13 protein-coding genes and 1 tRNA gene are annotated in these 17,903 nt (G+C 58.7%); 9 read left to right on the forward strand and 5 right to left on the reverse strand.

What is annotated here, in order from left to right; translation table 11 throughout:
• Position 1: 1 nt before the first annotated feature.
• On the forward strand, positions 2-1,585 hold the full coding sequence (locus tag ABGM91_RS11610; RefSeq protein ID WP_354832507.1) for a hypothetical protein: 1,584 nt from the start codon (positions 2-4) through the stop codon (positions 1,583-1,585).
• Between the two features lie 365 nt (positions 1,586-1,950).
• On the opposite strand, the gene ABGM91_RS11615 is transcribed toward ABGM91_RS11610, so the two are convergent.
• The 3 genes from ABGM91_RS11615 to rbr all read right to left on the reverse strand — a co-directional run bounded on the left by ABGM91_RS11615 (position 1,951) and on the right by rbr (position 5,419).
• A tRNA-Val gene (locus ABGM91_RS11615) sits at positions 1,951-2,025 on the reverse strand.
• A 75-nt stretch (positions 2,026-2,100) separates the two neighbouring features.
• Positions 2,101-4,752 (reverse strand): cytochrome c biogenesis protein CcsA, encoded by a 2,652-nt coding sequence (gene ccsA / locus ABGM91_RS11620; protein WP_354832509.1) that lies wholly within the window; start codon positions 4,750-4,752, stop codon positions 2,101-2,103.
• A gap of 91 nt (positions 4,753-4,843) precedes the next feature.
• A complete protein-coding gene (rbr, locus tag ABGM91_RS11625; RefSeq protein WP_215428025.1) occupies positions 4,844-5,419 on the reverse strand; it encodes a rubrerythrin in 576 nt (191 codons plus the stop codon).
• Positions 5,420-5,721: 302 nt separating this feature from the next.
• On the opposite strand from rbr, the gene ABGM91_RS11630 reads away from it, so the two are divergent.
• Entirely contained in the window at positions 5,722-6,318 is a 597-nt protein-coding gene (locus tag ABGM91_RS11630) for a GNAT family N-acetyltransferase (RefSeq protein ID WP_354832512.1), read from the forward strand.
• Between the two features lie 95 nt (positions 6,319-6,413).
• Here ABGM91_RS11630 and ABGM91_RS11635 read toward each other — a convergent pair whose 3' ends face one another.
• Complete coding sequence (locus ABGM91_RS11635) at positions 6,414-7,040, reverse strand: hypothetical protein (protein ID WP_354832514.1); 627 nt, start codon at positions 7,038-7,040, stop codon at positions 6,414-6,416.
• A 23-nt stretch (positions 7,041-7,063) separates the two neighbouring features.
• Positions 7,064-9,586 (reverse strand): DNA translocase FtsK 4TM domain-containing protein, encoded by a 2,523-nt coding sequence (locus ABGM91_RS11640; protein WP_354832516.1) that lies wholly within the window; start codon positions 9,584-9,586, stop codon positions 7,064-7,066.
• A 543-nt stretch (positions 9,587-10,129) separates the two neighbouring features.
• Between ABGM91_RS11640 and ABGM91_RS11645 the strand changes: the two genes are divergently transcribed.
• The 7 genes from ABGM91_RS11645 (at position 10,130) to ABGM91_RS11675 (ending at position 17,894) form a co-directional block, all read left to right on the forward strand.
• Entirely contained in the window at positions 10,130-10,786 is a 657-nt protein-coding gene (locus ABGM91_RS11645; RefSeq protein ID WP_354832518.1) for a sugar transferase, read from the forward strand.
• Between the two features lie 28 nt (positions 10,787-10,814).
• Entirely contained in the window at positions 10,815-11,597 is a 783-nt protein-coding gene (locus tag ABGM91_RS11650) for a polysaccharide biosynthesis/export family protein (protein ID WP_354832520.1), read from the forward strand.
• Between the two features lie 72 nt (positions 11,598-11,669).
• The gene (locus tag ABGM91_RS11655; protein ID WP_354832522.1) at positions 11,670-14,036 is read left to right on the forward strand and encodes a polysaccharide biosynthesis tyrosine autokinase; all 2,367 of its coding nucleotides are present in this window, start codon (positions 11,670-11,672) and stop codon (positions 14,034-14,036) included.
• 10 nt (positions 14,037-14,046) lie between these two features.
• The gene (locus ABGM91_RS11660; protein ID WP_354832524.1) at positions 14,047-14,709 is read left to right on the forward strand and encodes a CpsB/CapC family capsule biosynthesis tyrosine phosphatase; all 663 of its coding nucleotides are present in this window, start codon (positions 14,047-14,049) and stop codon (positions 14,707-14,709) included.
• Positions 14,710-14,728: 19 nt separating this feature from the next.
• Entirely contained in the window at positions 14,729-15,505 is a 777-nt protein-coding gene (locus ABGM91_RS11665; protein ID WP_354832526.1) for a glycosyltransferase family 2 protein, read from the forward strand.
• 50 nt (positions 15,506-15,555) lie between these two features.
• Complete coding sequence (locus ABGM91_RS11670; RefSeq protein WP_354832528.1) at positions 15,556-16,710, forward strand: glycosyltransferase; 1,155 nt, start codon at positions 15,556-15,558, stop codon at positions 16,708-16,710.
• Entirely contained in the window at positions 16,689-17,894 is a 1,206-nt protein-coding gene (locus ABGM91_RS11675; protein ID WP_354832530.1) for a glycosyltransferase, read from the forward strand. Before ABGM91_RS11670 ends, ABGM91_RS11675 begins: the two co-directional genes overlap by 22 nt.
• The last annotated feature ends 9 nt before the right edge of the window (positions 17,895-17,903 follow it).

The following is a 17,903-nucleotide window of genomic DNA, read 5'->3' on the forward strand; positions in this document are numbered from 1 at the left end:
CATGAATACTACTAATATTCTTAACGGAGTCACTCTGGCATCCCGTGATGAAGTAACCGAACACACCGAAAATGCGACAATGCATTTGACGCAAGAAGAACGTGAGAAATGGAATACCCGAGAAACGAAGGGAGTGTTAACGGCCACGCAGGATGGACTGGACACACACACTGAAAATATGACCGTTCACATTACGGAAGAGGAACGTACCACATGGAATGCGAAAGCCGATTCTTCTGAACTTGGCTCCAAGGTGAGTATAGCTACCTTCACTACTCATAAAAATGATTCTACGGTTCATATTACTGCTCAGGAAAGGAATAAATGGAATGCTACCGCTCCATCCAACCTTGCTACTCTTGATGGCAATAATACCTTTACCGGCAACAATATTCACACAGGAACGGAAACGTTTAACGGTTCGCTTGTCGTGAATGGAAATACGCGAAAAAATACGTTGGAAAGCACTGATACGGCCCTCCTGACTGTCCGTGGGGCAAAGATCGTTTCCCGTATGCAAGCAGTCTACGATTCATTTTTTGCGTTCTCAACACAAGAAGATTACCATGGGGGCGGGTGCTGGACGAATGCATCAGCAATACCGCAAAAAGGAGTTTTAACCACACTTGTGGGGGAAGGACACAAAGATGACGGTGCAAACTCACAATGGATACACATCGAATGCCCAAATAAGTCTGTGGTACATTTTGGAGCGTCGCTCCGCTTTTTTGGCTGGGTATACGACAGGGCCGTCTCCATATGGGAAGAAGCTCCCTGGGCTTTACATGTACCTCTGACAGATAAGTCAGCAGAAATAGGCTATGGTCATTCCACATGTGTGTGGACGTTAATAGGAAAAAATTACTGTGGCAACAAACTGCCTGTGCTCATCGCTTACAATGTATACGTTCATAAACCTATTTTTGCCGCCATCTTTTGGGACAGAACCTACTTTCCTCTCCACACAACGTGGGGCCTGCATGGTACACCAGAGTATGATCCGGATTACGGTACGGATATTGGCGTTCACCGTCACCGTTATAAAGTTAGTCTCGCGGCGTATTTTGGCACCAGAGGAGAATATAATTCATTAGGGTATGCTGATGCTTATTCCCTTGGGAAGGCTTATATGTGCGGAGGAGGACAAACCATTTCCACCGTTGACGGCATCACGGAAAAAGCTGTTATCCGCACGTATTCAACTAGTGTTACTGCCGAGGAGGCTGTTTTAGAAGAAAAAATACTGTGCAGTATGTATGGGCTGAAAGTCGTCGAGCCCTACAATTGGGAAGATAATTTTGAAACTGCTTACACTATCGAACCGGAGGGCGGAACCATCACGGGCCATGTCAATTGTGATGGAGAGAACCGTCCGGATTACGGCTGGTGCGGAGCAGTTATCAGCCTCGCGGAATGGGTGCAACCATCGCAGTTCTCTGTACATAAAGACAACAGCGGTCCCATAGATATTATTGTTGCTCCGAATGAAACTGGAAAGGAACGCTGGTGCTATGTGCTCACAGGGCTAATCAACCGGGGTGGTTCCAAAATCATTAAAATTATGCAAAAGGCATCACAACTATAATTATAAATAGGCTACATACTCACAATGGCATTAAAATAGCCGATAGAACCAGATGCGGTTCTCTCCTTGAAACAGGGAGAACCAAGCAAATGCGTTCACCGAATGTTTGAAGCCAAACCGCCCTGTTTCCAGATTTGGAAACAGGGCTTTATTATTTCAAACCGGCTCTTTTGAATGCCAGCCTGAAAATTTTTTCCTCGCGGCCCTCATGCTTTAGCTTTGTGACCATTTGAATATGGGTGATGGCATGGACACTGAATGTAGCAAGGAAACGTTGCAAATTATTCTGCACATGACAGGCGTCCGTCCACAAATCCATAACAAAAGAAAGCCCCGCAAGACGTTAAGCTTGCGAGGCTTATTGATGGTACACGGAGAGGGATTCGAACCCCCGACCAACTGTGTGTAAGACAGCCGCTCTACCACTGAGCTATCCGTGCATGAGGTGGCAAGAATATATACCGGGGAATCCGGAACGGCAAGGAGAAAATGAGAAAAATGCGTCCTTCCCTCCCCTACCTGATGTCCACGCGCCGGAGCGCGCGGTAGTGCAGGATGATAAAGAGGACGCACAGGACGGCCTCAGACCAGTAGAAGATGTCCAGGGCGTCCCGCCCGGAGGTGAAGCCGTAGGAGTGCAGCCCCACGCCCAGCATGTTGACGCCCCACCAGGCAAAGGCGATGATGACGCCGCCCACCACGTTGCTGAAGTGGAGCAGCCAGGGGGAGAGCCACCCGGCCTTGCGCGCATGCAGCACGATCAACTGCCACAGCACAATCATCAGCGCCCCGTTTTCCTTGGGGTCCCAACCCCAGAAGCGGCCCCAGGATTCATTGCCCCAGATGCCGCCGAAAACCGTTCCCACCAGCGTGAATACCAGGGAGAAGCACAGGATGCCGTAAGCCATGCGGTCCAGGGACAGTTCCGTTTTCCTGCCGATCAGGTGCAGGGGGGAGGCCAGCAGGTACACATGGGAGAGCACCGCCGCCAGCAGTCCCGCCGCATACCCCAGCACAATGGTGATGACATGGGTGGAGAGCAGGAAGTTGGAGCGCAGGATGGCTACCAGCGGGTCCATGTGGTCCACCGCCTGGGAGGATTCATACAGAATGCCCATCTGGCAGGAGAGCGCCCCCAGCAGCAGCCCCGCCGCCAGCACGATGCCCTTTTTGCTGAACAGCTCCGCCACCAGGGCGCAGAGCACGCCCATGCAGGCGATGAAGGCGATGGTTTCATACGTGTTGCCCACCGGGGATCTCATGGTGATCATCACGCGGATGGCCAGGGCCGCCACCAGCACGCCGGTTCCCGCCGCTCCCAGCAGCCACGCCAGGCTGAACCCGCCGGGCCGCAGGAAGCGCCGCCAGAGCGGAGCGCCGGCGGAAGGCCGGAAAAGGGCGCAGACCAGCAGGCACACGAACGCCGCCACAAAGACAGCCAGGGAGACGTAAAGCGGGTCCAGGCGGTAGTAGAAGATTTCCCTTTCCAGGCTGTGCCGCTCCCCGGCGGAGGCGGCTTCATTGGGCTGCGCCAATTTTTCCAGCAGCAGTCCTTCCGCCTTCATCCTCAGTCCGGACGCTTCCTTCCCTTCCATGCCCATGGCCTTGCGCTCCAGCAGGGAGGCCATGGCCAGAAAGGCCCCGGTGGATTTGTCCGGGGCAGCCGTCCACAGGCGCTCCCCATCGTGGTTTCCGGCGGGGAACCAGCGGGGGAATTCCATCCGCTCCATGGCAGCGGGGTCTTCCAGCATGATCCGTGAGCCGAGCATCCACCCCCGCACCACGTCAAAGTTGCGGGAAAGGGCCAGGATTTCCTTCTGGGCTTCCGTAAGGTTTCCTTCTCCCAGCATCCGGATTTCCCGGACGGCACGGGTCATTTCCTGCCAGCGTTCCGCAATCTGCGCGTAGGAGTATTTTTTACGCTTGTCCGCCTGGCCAGGCAGGTGCAGCTGCGTGACCACCTCTTCCCGGTTGACCAGAAAAACGGGGTACTGCTCCGCCAGTTCCGGGCGGAACATGCAGTCCAGCATCCATTCCACCGGGGAGAGCTTCTTTTTCCCCTCCGGCGTATTGATGGAGAAGCTTCTTTTGCCCAGCGTCCGGAGCAGATGGAAGCCCGCATACGTGGAGACGGGCTTCAGCCGCCCGCCGTCCTGCACGGCCATTCCCCCGGCGCGTTCCACCAGGAAGGAGGACCAGGGCGCATAGTTCTTCACTTCAACCGGATGGGCGGCAGGCCTGGCCGCCAGCATGCCGATTCCGAAGATGGCGGCCACCAGCACGCAAACGCCTACCAGCCGCAGGCGGCGTCTTCCGCCGGGAACGGACGGTTCCGGCTGTTCCCCGGCTGCCTCCATCCCTGCGGGAACCTGCCCCGGCTTACGGCGCAGGTATCTTCCAAAGACCAAGCCAAAGTGCCACAGCAGCCCCGCCGCAATGATGTAGGAGGACCATTTGGGCATTTGCTCCAGGGGGTTGTGCGAGGCGCGGAGGATGGAGATGAGCCTGCCGGGGTGCAGGGAGTCCTGCCCCCAGCTCATCTGGTACAGCGTCCACCCGGAGAGGCGCAGCGGCTCATTCATGCGGATGACGGCGTCATACTGGCCTCCGGATTCCGGAAAGACGGTTACCTGGGATTCATAGGATTTGGGCTTGGAGGTGCCGGGGTAGAATTCCGGCACAAAGCGGTTCAGGCGCAGGTCAAACGGCAGGGCCTGCTCATGCACCCGGTCCCCCTGGGGCAGTTCCACCTGGTCCACGGCCACCGTCATTTTATTGCCAAGCATGATGCCGGCCAGCAGCAGCAGAATTCCGCCATGGGCCACCAGAATGCCCGCGTGCTTCCACGTCCACCGGACGCGGAACATGCCCCCTATGAGCAGGTTGATGAACAGAAGAGTGCACGTGATTCCCATGCCGGGCAGCGGGAGGGAGATGAGGGAGTGCTCCCCGCCCAGGGGAATCAGCACATACGGCGCGCCGAAGAAGGATTCTATGGCGGCTTCCGACCCCATGGAGGAGGACAGGCGCACCTGGTGCAGCGTGCCGGCAAACGTAAGCACCAGCAGTACCAGCATCAGGGCGATGCCCAGCCCGTAGCTTCCGGCAAATTTCCAGAGCCGCCGGCCATAGTCCCTCCATTTCGTATCCGTGTGCTTCCCGTCCATCAGTGTAATGCGTCCGTATGTAAAAAAGCGGGACCGATCACACGATCAGCTCGTGAAACCGGCCCCAATCAAGTTCTTGGAGAAAGGAGGATTAGAAGTTATCCGCCAGTTCTTCAAAGTACGCCTGGGGATGCACGCAGGCCGGGCATACCTTGGGGGCGGTGGCTCCGGTGTGCACGTAACCGCAGTTGCGGCACTTCCACTGGATTTCCTTTTCCTTGGCAAATACCTTGCCGTCGCGCACGTTTTCAGCCAGCTTCAGGTAGCGGGCTTCATGGTGCTGTTCCACGGTGGCAATCTTGCGGAAGGTTTCCGCAATGGCCGGGAAGCCTTCCCTGTCCGCCACCTCGGCAAACGTGGGGTACATTTCGGACCATTCGTCGCGCTCTCCGGCCGCGGCGGCCAGCAAGCATTCCTCCGTGGATTCCAGGGGAGCCGTGCAGACGGTGTGGGTCACTTCAATGCAGGCGTCCTTAAGCAGTTTGAAAAACACCTTGGCATGTTCCTTTTCATTGTCAGCCGTTTCCAGGAAGATGGCCGCAATCTGCTCGTAGCCTGCTTTCTTGGCTACACCGGCAAAGTAGGTGTAACGGTTGCGCGCTTCGGATTCCCCGGCAAACGCCTTGAGGAGATTCTTTTCTGTTTCTGTGCCTTTGATGGATTTCATAAATTAGTCATCGGGTTGCGTAAGCGGGAGTATCCTAATAACGGCCTGTAAAAAAACAAGCATTTATTGAATGAATCTAAAAAATAGGCATATCCGGGAGTAATTCGGCACTTTTCCCAGACGGGAAAGCTCGCGGATGCCGCATTCCCGCTGTAAGCCTCCCCATCCGCCAACGAAAAAACGGGCCTCCAGGGAACAGGCAACCTTCCGCACCGCGAGGCCGGGCCGGGGAATGAAACGGGCCGTTTGACATTCCACAGACAGATACTAGAATTATAAAAAGCCGCCCAGAAGCTCAATCCATGGATTCCACCAATACGCCCGCTTTAGAAACAGAAAGGCTGATTCTGAGAAGATTTACAGAAAAGGACCTGGACGCCTTGTTCCATATTTACAGTGATGAAGAGGTGAACACGTATCTGCCGTGGTTTCCGCTGGCCTCCGTGGAGGAAGCCGGGGTTCTTTTCAAAGAAAAGTATCTGGAAGTATACAGGCAACCTCATGGATACCATTACGCCATCTGCCTGAAGAACGGCCAGGCGCCTGTAGGGTATATCCACGCAGGTACGGACGGGAGTCATGACCTCGGTTACGGATTGCTCAAGGAGTTCTGGCACAGAGGCCTCGTGACGGAAGCGGCCAGGGCTGTCGTCGGCCAGCTGAAAAAGGACGGCGTCCCCTTCATCACCGCCACGCACGATATCAGGAATCCCCGCAGCGGCGGCGTGATGAAACAGCTGGGCATGCACTACCAGTATTCCTATGAAGAGCAGTGGCAGCCCAAGGATATTCCGGTCATCTTCCGCCTGTACCAGTTGAATCTTGATGGACAAGAGAACCGGGTATATATGGAATACTGGAATCAATCATCCATCCGTTTTAAGGAAGCAGGAGTCTGAATCCCGGATGGCCGGACCGGTTCCCGCCCTCCTTTCCGGCATCAGGAGCAGCGCGTAACCGCCCCGTTCAACATCCCAAATGCATCCGCTGCCGGTCATTTACCCGCCGATTTTCCGGAAAAAGCCTCGCGCCACGGGTCATCCAGCCTGCCCGGGATGTTGTCTAGCTCCCGCAGGATTTTTTCCCGTTCCCGGGAAATGCGCTCCTGCTCCGCGGAGTCAGGCGCGGGTTCCTCTCCGGGCATGGGCAGCAGGCCGTCCGGAGTCTTGCCGCTGTCCGGGGTAATCGGAGGGGTAATGTCCCTGTTGTCTTCATCCGGTTTGGGGGCCGGATGGTCCGGGTCCTGGTCATCCTTCTTCCCGGAGCTTTCCGGAGCGGCCAGGTTGCGGTACAGGAACACCAGGTCCCCCGCCTCCACGGCGCCGCTGCGTATGTCCGCCGGAATGCGCGCCCGGCCCAGCCGTTCCTCCGTCACGACCAGGTTGGCCACCCTCCGGTTTTCCTCCAGGCCCGGAGACTGGGAGATCAGCACGGTGCCCGGTTCATAAATCTTCCCGGCCAGCGCAATCAGCACATAGTTATGGGTGGGGTACACCTGCTCCACCTTTCCCACGTACACCGGGGGCCGGGGGGCCTTTTTGACAGGCTGTACCCGCTGGGAGCAGGAGGCGGCCAGCAGCGCGCACGCCGCCAGGACCGGCAGGGAAAGGAAGCGTTTCATGGGAGAGGGCAGCTTTTTATCATTTATTCCACCAGCACCTTGCGCGGACGGTTGGTGTTGTCCGCAGGCGCAATGATTCCACGTGATTCCAGCAAATCCATCATGCGGGCCGCACGCCCGTACCCGATGCTCAAGCGCCGCTGGAGCAGGGACGTGCTCACCTTGCGCTCAATGAGGGCCACTTCCAGGCATTTGGAGTAGCATTCCTCCTCCGCGTCATCCAGCGGGCTGTCCGCCCCTCCGTGGGAAGGCTCTTCCAGGGATTTCTGCACCTCTTCATGGAATTTCTGCCTGGCCTGGGAAGCGCAGTGGGCCACCAGGGCCTCCACCTCGTCATCAGAAATAAAGGCGCCCTGCGCCCGCTCCACCTGGGCGGAACCCGGCGGCAGGTACAGCAGGTCCCCCTTGCCCACCAGTTTTTCCGCGCCCTGCCTGTCCAGAATCACGCGGCTGTCCGTGCCGCTGGCCACCTGGAAGGCGATGCGCGTGGGTATGTTGGCCTTGATGGTTCCGGTGACCACCTGCCTTCTGGGCGTCTGCGTAGCCACAATGAGGTGGATGCCCGCAGCGCGGGCCTTCTGGGTCAGGCGGCCGATGTTGGTTTCAATGTCCGCCCCCACCGTCTGCATCAGGTCTGCAAGCTCGTCAATGATGATGACGATGTAGGGGAAGCGTTCAGGGATGACGCCGTCGTCATCCAGGTCCAGTTCATCATCTTCTTCCGCCGGCCATTCGCCCTGGGATTCAAATTCGCGGGCGACGGCCTCCGCCAGCGCTTCGTCCCCCTCCCCGTTTTCCGGCTCTTCAGGTTCTTCCGCAGGCGCGTCCGGCGGACGCTTGTTGAAGGCTTCAAAGTTGCGCACGCCGACCTTGGCGAAGCAGTGGTAGCGGTGCTCCATTTCATTCACGCACCAGCGCAGGGCATTGGGCACCTTTTTGGGGTCCGTCACCACGGGCACGATCAGGTGCGGCAGCTTGGAATAAGGCTGCATTTCCACCACCTTGGGGTCCACCAGAATGAGCCTCAGTTCATCCGGACGGAATTTCAGGAGCATGGAGGAGATAATGCTGTTGATGCAGACGGATTTGCCGGACCCGGTGGCCCCGGCCACCAGCAGGTGAGGCATGGAGGCCAGATCCCCGATCACGGTGCGGCCGTACACGTCTTTCCCCAGAGCCAGCGGTATTTTCTTCTTGGGTGAGCAGAAGCCGGGGTCCTGGAGCAGTTCCCGCAGGGGCACGGCCACCTTCTTCCGGTTCACAATTTCAATGCCCACCGTGTCCTTGCCCGGTATGGGCGCCACGATGTTCACGCTTTCCGCCTTCGTCGCCAGCGCAATGTCCTTGGCATACTGGTCAAAGGTGTTCACGCGCACGCCGCGCGCGGGATAAACTTCATAGCGGGTGATGGTCGGACCGCGGGTGATGTCCCCCGGCGTCACATCCACGCGGAATGTCGTCAGCGTATCAATGATCTTCTGCTGGATTTCCAGCATTTCATCCTTGTCCTCCTCCGTGGGGCCGTCCGGTTTTTCTTCATAATGCAGCAGTTCAAAGGGGGGAAGCTCGTAATTGCGGAATTCCTCCGTGGGCGGCGTGGAGAGTTTGGAGAAAGGCTGCTCCTTGGGCGCGGGCTTGATTTCCGCGGGTTCCGCCACGGTAATCCTGGGCTTGGGCGTCAGGGGAAGGCGGCCCTGCGTGCGCGTGGCCCGGGCGGGCGCGGCGGCAGGCTTCACGGGGGGAGCCGCGGTGACTTCACTATATAAGCCTTCCAGATCATCCCCGGTGCGCTGAAGGCGGGGGGAGGAGGAAGCCCTGCTCTTCCGGTCCGGCCTGGGGGCGGAAAGGGCGGCGGCGTCCATGCTGGCCCTTACGCGGGCCGCCTCCCTGGCAAGCTGGTCGGAACGCCGCTTCATCTTTTTCTCTTTCCGGTTCATGCGCCAGGCGCGCCATTCACGCAGCACGGCGCGGAACAGCGGCCGGGGGTGCATGCCCGCGGCGTAAATCAGGGCCGCCAGATAACCCAGGCCGGAAAGCACCAGCACGGCAGAAGCTCCCGCCAGGGGAATCAACAGGAGCGTCCCCAGCAAATGGCCTGCCAGGCCGCCGGAACCCTGCACCTGGTGACGCGCCACCCACTCCGCTCCCGGCACATGCCCGGCCGTCAGGAACAGGCACCCGCACAGCAGCAGGAACAGGCCTCCGTACACCACGCCGCGGGGCAATCTGCCGCGATGCGCCAGACGGTAAAAGCCCCACCATTCCAGCAGAATGACAAGCATCCAGGCCATGCCGCCCAGCACCCAGTAAAGAATTCCCGCGGCATACAGCCCTGCCAGCCCCAGCACATTGGACGTTCCGGGAACCACGTGCCCGGACTTGTTTAAATAACTCCAGCCTATTTCCCGCACGTCAAACGTCAGCATGGCCGCCAGCAGCGCCGCGCCGCCCAGCAGGGACACGCCACCCCACACCATTCCTATCCAAACCGGGGGGCGCTCCTCTTCATGCTCAAATGCATGATGCTCCTGCACATCCAATGCCATACCTGCCTTCTATCTTAACAACTCCGCGCGCGCAACTCAAGGCTAAACAAGAGGCGGGAGGCCTTGAGGGGGAGAATTCACTTGAATGCGGCAAAAAACAGAGCGCCGGGAGAGAAAAAATCAGAGAAACGCCCTCCCCCGTTCCCCCTGCTGACGCCTCCGTGCATACTCCTTCCATTACCTGTACAAACGCCGCCATTCCCCTGCAAACCAATACAAGCACAACAATAGCCAATTCCGTTATCTTATCTTACTGAATAAGTTAATTCAACGTTCTTTCTATTATAAAAAGACATCTTATTCAATTCTTCGCCGTCCGGTTTAAAATATCCAGCGGATTGCAAATCCTATCAAAATAATAGGGTAGAATGAATTTTATTATAAATCCTTTTATTTCATCATGTTATATTTTAAAAACATTGATTTGCATTAAATTTTTTTACTTTTTTAAGACACAGAGAAGTTAAATAAGTAATTTTTCTTTAATGATTACTATTGACATCGGATTTGCAATCCGCTAATTCTGCCGCGGCCTTTATGTACATGCGTATCTGCAAACCGTTTCTTGGAAGCCTCATTGCCGGAACTGCTCTCATTATTCTTCTTCCGCTGCTGCTGATCGTTTCGGGACTTCTTGTACTTTCTACAGGGAAATCCCCGTTTTTTCTGCAAACGCGCGTAGGGTACAGGGGAAGGCTGTTCAAGATCATCAAATTCAAAACGATGACCGATGAAAGGGATGAACACGGCAACCTTCTGCCTGATGAACAGAGGGTGTTCCGGCTGGGTAGTTTTCTCCGCAGCTCCTCCCTGGACGAACTTCCCCAGTTAATCAACATCCTGAAAGGCGACATGGCTTTTGTAGGACCGCGGCCCTGGATTCCCTCCCAGATGGCCGCTTTCCCGCCCAGCTACTGCCAAAGGCGCTGCTCCGTCCGTCCCGGCATCACCGGCATGGCGCAGATCCACGGCCGCAATGGCATCCCCTTCTGCCGCCGCCTCTGCTATGACCTGATTTACGTTCACAACATCAACCTGAAGCTGGACCTTTCCCTCATTTTCCAGACAGCCCGCACAGTCCTGATCCGTGAAGGAATCCAGCAGTGCAATGAGGCATTCCAGAACAAACTGGGACAAACCCTGGTCCATAACGATCTTTCCCTGCCCTCCTCCACTCCCTCTCCCAACCGCTCTTTCTGACTCCCTTCATCCAACCTCTCTCCAACCAATGAATATACACCACCTCATCAGCAAAGCCGCCGTCTGCTCCGCAGTCCTGGCCGCTTCCTCTCTCCTCCCTTCCTGCGTCAGCCCCAAGGAAGTCCTCTATATCCAAGATGTCTCCGGACAGACGAATGAACAGATCAAGGGGAATTACCAGACCCGCATCCAGAAGGATGACCAGCTTTCCATCACCGTGAGCAGCAAGCAGCCTGAACTGGCCGCTCCCTTCGCCGTCTCGGAGATAGGCTCCGGCAGCCAGGGCACCACCTCCCGGAAGGGCTACCTGGTGGATTCAAACGGCTACATCGTTCTTCCGGTCATCGGCAAGATCAAGGCGGCCGGCAAGACCTGCTCCCAGCTGGGGGATGACATTGCCGCCACCCTGAGGAACAGGGATTACATCAGCGATGCCTCCGTCAACGTTCAAATCACCAATTTCAAATTCTCCGTCCTGGGCGAGGTGGCCTCCCCCGGAACCTACACCGTGGACGGCCAGCGCCTGACGATTCTGGAAGCCATCAGCCGCGCCGGAGACCTGAACATTGACGGCAACCGGGACATTACCCTGATCCGGGAGACCAACGGCCGACGCCAGATCGCCACCGTGGACCTCCGCAGCAAGGACCTCTTCCAGTCCCCCTATTACTACATTCAGCAGAATGACACCCTTTACGTCACGCCTGCCGAACGCAAGATCAACACCCGCAGCGATACTGTCCAGTACGTCGGCTGGGCCGCTTCCGGCCTGGGCCTGATCCTCGGCATCGTCGCCCTGTGCGCCCTGTAGCCGCACCCTGCCCATCCCTCCGGCTTTCCGCGAAACGGAAAGCCGACACCTTTTTTGACCGCTCCTTCTTTTATGCCAGATACTTCTGCTCCCCCCGCCGCACCGCCCGCCGAGGAACCGGAGTCCTCCCTTTCCCTGGATGTCATCACCGGCATTCTTCTCAGACGCTGGTACTGGATTCTGCTCTTTGCCCTGGCCGGGGGCGGCGCGGCCTACTACATGACCGGGAAGCAGAATTACATCTTTGAAAAAACAGCCAGCGTCCTCATGAGGGAGTCCAGCAAGGAGTCCTCCTCAGACCGCATCAAGGTGGACCTGGGCATGGATTCCGGAGCCGCCAACCTGGCTAATGAAAGCTTCATCCTCCGCTCCAGCACGGTGATGCGGAGCACGGTGGAAGACCTGGCGCTGAATGTCTCCTACTGGAAGCAGCAGGACCTGCGCCAGATAGACCTGTACAGGGACAGCCCCATCACCGTCACGTTTGACGGCATCGCGGAGAACCGCTTCTGCAGCGTGGACGTCACCTTGCAGGAGGGCAACTCCTTGGTGCTGACGTACCATGACATCAACGGCAACCCCGTCCAGGAGAAAGGCACCTTCCACACCCCCATCCATCTTCCCTTCGCCACGGTTACGGTTTACCCCACGTCCAACATGACGGAGGCCGTCCCCGGCACCACCATCACCGTGCGCCGTACCCCCGTGAACGCCGCCGCGGACCAGCTTCTTGCCAATTTTACGGTCATGCGCCCGGACGCCAAGGAGTCCAGCATCCTGCAAATGACGCTGACTTCCACCAATCCGGCCAAAGCCGCCGATACGCTGAACAAGCTGATTGCGGTTTACAATGACCATTCCACGGCGGAACGCCGCACCACCGCGGTAAAAACAAAGGATTTCATCCGGGAACAGCGCGCGCAGGTAGGCGCGGACCTAAAGCAGGTGGACCAGAAAATGGATGATATTAAAATCAAGAATGACATCATCGCAGACACGGAGGCGTCCATTTCCGCAGACTTCAATGCGGCACAGACCCTGGATAATTCCATCTTTGAGCTCCAGACGCAGATGAAACTGGCGGACGGCCTGAAGGAAAGCCTGAATGCCCTGGACCAGAAGGCGGGCCTCATCTCCCTGGATACCGGCATTGCGGATTCCGGCGTTTCCCGCCAGATTGAAGCCTATAACACCGCGTATCTGGAATACCAGAAAGTAGCCGGCAGCGCAGGTGGGCAGAACCCCATTGTGGTTACCCTGACCAAGAAGATGGACGCCACCCGCAGCGCGGCGGCCCGTTCCCTGGACAATCTCCGCAATAACCAGAAACTCCAGCTTGAGGAGCTCACCAAGAAGCGTGAAAACATCGGCAAAAGGCTCACGGCCACTTCCGGAAAAGCCCGGGAGCTGACGCCCCTGGACCGTGAACACCGGGTGAAGGAGGAACTTTACCTCACGCTGTTGAGCAAGGAACTGGAAAACGACCTGACGCTGGCCCTGACGGAATCCTCCGCACGCGTGCTGGAGGCAGCCCACGGCCCGGACTCCCCCATCGCCCCCAACACCAGAAAATCCGTACTGACCGCGGCCGCGGGAGGCGCCATTGCCTGCATCCTCGGATTCCTCGGCCTGGCCCTGCTCAACAACAAGGTGAAGAACAGGAAGGACCTGAACGCCGTCACCCACCTTCCCGTGGTAGCGGAACTCCCGGCCATGACCAAGAAGGAGCAGAGGAACGTGACCCGCATGTTCACGGATGAGCATTCCGTCATTTCAGAGTATTTCCAGATCCTGTGCCACAATGCGGACTCCATGCTTCCGGTCACCCGGAACCAGGGGCACGTCATCCTCCTTACCTCCACCATGCAGGGGGAAGGGAAAACCTTCATCTCCGCGAACCTGGCCCTGGCCTTTGCGAACATCGGCAAACGCGTGCTGGTCGTTGACGGAGACCTGCGCAAGGCGTCCCTGTCCAAACAACTGGACGGCAAGGGACGCAAGGGGCTGAGCACCATCCTTCTCCGCAAAGTGGAAGACCCGTTTTCCGTCATCCGCACCCTGCCGGAACACGCCGGAGTGGACATCCTGTACGCAGGACCGCAGGTACCCAATCCCGTCACCCTGCTCTCCCTGCCGGAGCTGGAGGAGCTCATCCGGCTCTTCAGGGAACGCTATGACGCCGTCATCATTGACTCCCCCCCGTACGGCATCCTTGCAGACACGGCCATCCTCGCCAGCCATGCGAATATCTCCCTGTACGTCATCCGCAGCAACAGGATAGACAAGCGGCATATCTCCACCGTCCAGCAGCTTGCGGACTCCGGCCAGCTTCCCAATCTGGGCTTCATCATCAACGCCGTGGATTTCAAGGCCAGCAGCTACAGTTATTACGGCTACGGCTATCACTACGGCAATACCTCCAAGAACGCTCATTCCTGATCTCCCAGCCTTGTTCTCCTCCCTCTTCCAACCCAGGCTCAAGACCGCCGCGCTCTGTCCTGACGGAATGGACATGCACTGCCACCTGCTGTGGGGCGTGGACGACGGGGCGCATACCCTCCAGGACAGCAGTGACATCATTTCCCTGCTGAAAGCCAGGGGGTTCCGGGGCGCGTACTGCACCCCCCACATCATCAGCCGCTACCCCTCCAACACCCCGGCCAGCCTGAAAGCCCGCTTCCGGGAGCTTCTGGACTCCCTGCCGGACCGGGATTTCGATCTCCGGCTTTCGGCGGAGTACATGCTTGACGAGAACTTCGAGCGGATGATCACGGAGGAGGAGCCGCTCAGCCATGACGGCACGCACCTGCTCGTGGAGCTTCCGCAGTTCCGCCTGCCGAATGCGTGGATGGACATGCTCCAACTGGTCCGGGACAGGGGATTCACTCCCGTGCTGGCCCATCCGGAGCGGTACGGGAAGATCATGCCTCCGGAGGAACTGGCCGCCCTGGCCTCACGGGGCATCCGCTTCCAGGGGAATATAGGTTCCCTGTTCGGCCTTTACGGAAAAACCTGCCAGGCGGTCGCCCGGCAGTTCCGGAAGGAAAACCTGTACCTGTGGTGGGGGACGGACGCCCACCATGCCGGCATGCTGAAAAAACTCCGCCCGTAATCCCGCCAGGCTCCGCCACATGAAGATCACCATCGTCACCGTCTGCCGCAATAGCGCCTCCACTCTCCGGGACACCCTGGAGAGCGTGCTCGCGCAGTCCTGGAACGATTACGAATACCTGGTGGTGGACGGCGGCAGCACGGACGGCACCAGGGAAATGCTCCAGGCCTTTGAAGACCGCTTCCGCGGACGGCTGAAATGGATTTCCGAACCGGACAACGGCATTTACGACGCCATGAACAAGGGCATCCGCATGAGCACCGGGGACGTCATCGGCTTCCTGAACGCGGATGACTATTACCAGGACAACGGCGTTCTGAAGGCCATTGCGGAAGCCTTCGCCCGGCACGGGGCGGACGCCGTCCACGGCAACCTGCATTACATTGACGGAGCGCGTAAAATCGTCCGCACGTGGCGCGGCACGGGCTACCGCCCCGGCGCCTTCCAGCGCGGGTGGTGCCCGGCGCATCCCACGTTTTACTGCAAAAAAGAATGCTTCACCCGCTACGGCGGCTTTGACCCCGCCATCGGCAGCGCGGCGGATTTTGAACTGATGCTCCGCTTCATTGAAAAGAACCGCATCTCCACGGCTTACATGGACCGCAACATGGTGTTCATGCGCCCCGGCGGTTCCAGCACGGCTGGCCTGCGGGCCATCCTGCGCAATACGCGGCAGAACCGGGCGGCCTTCCGGAAGAACCATCTCCCCTGCCCCTGGCATTACGGCGTCACGCGCCTGCTGTCCAAGGCCGCCTCCACACGCAATCCCCTCCATTACTTTTTCAAAGCCCGGTAACCTTCCTTCCCTCCCCCCGCTTTTTCCGTTTCCACCTCCGTTCCGCCGCCATGAACCTGATCTTTTACTTTGACCACCCCATTCTGCCCCATGCAGGGGGAACGGAACGGGCGGCGCACCTTCTGGCGGAGGCCCTGTCACGGCACGGCCACCGGGTTTCCTTCCTGTCCCTCCGGCGGCCGGATTCCCTGCCCGCCGCCTCCCCCTACTTTTACCTCCCACGGACAGACACGCTCTCCTGCGCGGAAAACAGGGAGTACGTGGAAACCCTGTGCGCCGCACAAGGGATTGACTGCATCATCAACTGCGGGGCCAACCAGGACGACTCCTTCTTTTTCAGCCATGAGCGCCTTTCCGTTCAGGCGTCCATCGTCTCCTGGATTTCCTTTGACGTCCACACCGGGCTGGACTACTTTTCCGCCCTGCTCCGGAAGGATTTCAGCACCTGGGGCAATGCCGTGAAAACCCTGCTGCGCCGGGCCATCCTCCCGTACAGGAAATATCAGGCCGCAAGCGCCAAGAGGAAGAAATACCGGGACATGTTCCGCGGCTCCGACAAGGTGGTCTTCCTTTCCAGCCGTTATGCGCAGGATGCCCTTCAACTGGCCGGAGCGCCGGAAAGGGCGCGGCTGTACTCCATCCCCAACCTGCTGACTTATGAGCCTGTGGAAACCGGCCCCTGCCGCAAGGAAAACGCCGTCCTTTACGTAGGGCGGCTGGTGGATTCCCCCAAGAAGGTGGACCGCCTGCTGAATGTCTGGAAGAGAGTCCACCCCCGGCATCCGGACTGGAGCCTGTACCTGCTGGGGGACGGTCCGGAACGCGGCGCCCTGGAACGGCTGGCGGCGCGGCTGAAACTGGAAAACGTCCATTTTGAAGGCGTCCGGGACCCGGCCCCCTATTACAGGAAGGCCAGAATCCTGTGCCTCACCTCCACGCATGAAGGCATGCCCATGGTGATTAACGAGGCTCTTTCCCATGGCTGCATCCCCGTTGCCTTCAACAGTTTCCACGCCGCCGCGGAAATGCTGCCGGACCGGGAGACGGGCCGGCTCATCCCTCCCTTCAGCCTGCGCCTGTTCGCCCGGGAGCTGGATGACCTGATGAGCGGCCCCCACGTGCCTCCCCGCACGGACGTATTAACCCATTACCAGCCGGAAAAAGTCATTCCCCAATGGCTGGAATGCCTGCAAGAACAACCATGAGCAACATCGTCATCTATCTCCCAAGCGAACCTCTGGGCAAGCAGGGCGGCATGGAGCGCGCCACCCATGGCCTGGCTGAAATGCTGCGTGACGCCGGGCACCGCGTCCTGCTGCTTTGCCGTGAGAAGAACAGGCTGGGGGAAACGTATTTCCCGCCCGTTCCCCTGACTTTCCTGCCTCCGGGCCTTTCCCGCAGGGAGGAGCAGGATTACCTGCGGAAATTGCTGTGGGAGGAAAAGACGGACGTCCTCATTGACCAGACGGAGGGGGGCATCACCGGCCGCTGGGGCATCTTCAGCAGCCGCGCCCAAATGAAGGAGGATTCCCTGAAGCTGGTTGCCGTACAGCATAGCTCCCAGTATTCCTCCCTCCGTTATTACCGTCTTGTCCACAAGCGCCGGGGCGCACGCACGTTCCCGGGGAAACTGCGGAACCTCCTGTTCAACGCCCTGGTGCTTCCCGTCAAGCAGCAGAGGGCATGGCGCCTGCAAAAGAGCCTGTTCCGGGACCTGGCGGCCAATTATGACCACATCGTCACCCTCTCCCGCGGCGGCATGGAGGAGTTCCGGCTGCTGGCCCCCGGCACCCCTGCGGAAAAACTGGCGGCCATCCCGAACGCTCTCCCCCTGCTTGAAGACGCGCCCGCACCGCAGGAAAAGGAAAAACGCGTCCTCTTCGTCGGCAGGCTGGACAACTCCGTCAAGGGCGTGGACAGGCTGCTGAGGATATGGGCCCGCGCCGGAAAGGCCCTGCCGGACTGGCGCCTGGACATCGTGGGCGACGGCCCGGACGCCGCCCGCCTGAAGGAGCTGGCCCGGGAATTGAACTTGTCCGGCGTCTCCTTTGAGGGCTTCCGGAATCCGGCCCCCTATTACCGGCGTTCCTCCATCTTATGCCTGGCCTCCACCTTTGAGGGCTTCGGGCTGGTACTGCCGGAAGCCATGCAGAACGGCTGCGTCCCCATGGCCTTCAACAGCTATGCCGCCGTGCGCGACCTCGTTATTCCGGACCGCACGGGCATCCTGGTCCCCCCCTTTGACGAGGAGGAGTACGCGCGCCAGCTCATCCGCCTCATGCAGGACGCCCCCCTCCGCGCCGCCATGGCGCAGGCCGGGCTTCAGCATGCCTCCCTCTTCTCCCCGGCGAGCGTCGTCCGGGAATGGAACTCCCTGTTCCAGCGTTAACCAGCCAAT

Origin of the sequence: Akkermansia muciniphila (assembly GCF_040616545.1) — a bacterium.
GTDB classification, from domain to species: Bacteria; Verrucomicrobiota; Verrucomicrobiia; order Verrucomicrobiales; family Akkermansiaceae; genus Akkermansia; species Akkermansia muciniphila_E.

Bases quoted from the DNA above. Each gene is read 5' to 3' on its own strand.
- ABGM91_RS11610 (WP_354832507.1), top strand. From the start codon at position 2: ATGAATACTACTAATATTCTTAACGGAGTCACTCTGGCATCCCGTGAT.
- ccsA (WP_354832509.1), bottom strand. From the start codon at position 4,752: ATGGACGGGAAGCACACGGATACGAAATGGAGGGACTATGGCCGGCGG.
- rbr (WP_215428025.1), bottom strand. From the start codon at position 5,419: ATGAAATCCATCAAAGGCACAGAAACAGAAAAGAATCTCCTCAAGGCG.
- ABGM91_RS11630 (WP_354832512.1), top strand. From the start codon at position 5,722: ATGGATTCCACCAATACGCCCGCTTTAGAAACAGAAAGGCTGATTCTG.
- ABGM91_RS11635 (WP_354832514.1), bottom strand. From the start codon at position 7,040: ATGAAACGCTTCCTTTCCCTGCCGGTCCTGGCGGCGTGCGCGCTGCTG.
- ABGM91_RS11640 (WP_354832516.1), bottom strand. From the start codon at position 9,586: ATGGCATTGGATGTGCAGGAGCATCATGCATTTGAGCATGAAGAGGAG.
- ABGM91_RS11645 (WP_354832518.1), top strand. From the start codon at position 10,130: ATGCGTATCTGCAAACCGTTTCTTGGAAGCCTCATTGCCGGAACTGCT.
- ABGM91_RS11650 (WP_354832520.1), top strand. From the start codon at position 10,815: ATGAATATACACCACCTCATCAGCAAAGCCGCCGTCTGCTCCGCAGTC.
- ABGM91_RS11655 (WP_354832522.1), top strand. From the start codon at position 11,670: ATGCCAGATACTTCTGCTCCCCCCGCCGCACCGCCCGCCGAGGAACCG.
- ABGM91_RS11665 (WP_354832526.1), top strand. From the start codon at position 14,729: ATGAAGATCACCATCGTCACCGTCTGCCGCAATAGCGCCTCCACTCTC.
- ABGM91_RS11670 (WP_354832528.1), top strand. From the start codon at position 15,556: ATGAACCTGATCTTTTACTTTGACCACCCCATTCTGCCCCATGCAGGG.
- ABGM91_RS11675 (WP_354832530.1), top strand. From the start codon at position 16,689: ATGCCTGCAAGAACAACCATGAGCAACATCGTCATCTATCTCCCAAGC.